This is a genomic window from Bradyrhizobium sp. Crot121 (assembly GCF_059512385.1).
On the sequence record NZ_JCAMOR010000579.1, the window covers coordinates 1 to 244 of the forward strand.

The following is a 244-nucleotide window of genomic DNA, read 5'->3' on the forward strand; positions in this document are numbered from 1 at the left end:
TCCGTGATTTGACGTGCAACCCATTCCGCCGTCGGATTTGCTGTGACGTTGATCCAGACGAGGTCTCTGCGGTCGAGTCGAACAATGACAAATGCATAGAGCAGGTCGAAACCGATGGTCGGAACAACGAACAAGTCCATGGCGGCAATGTCCGGCGCGTGATTACCCAAGAAGGTGCGCCATCCCTGGCTGGGTGGCCCGCGTCGCTTCACCATGTACTTGGCGACGCTGGACTGCGCGACCT

At 58.2% G+C, this 244-nt stretch carries 1 pseudogene; it reads right to left on the bottom strand.

Annotated features, from left to right (window positions below):
• Positions 1 to 244 (bottom strand): annotated as a pseudogene (locus AC5ZGW_RS47965) (transposase); the annotation flags it as partial.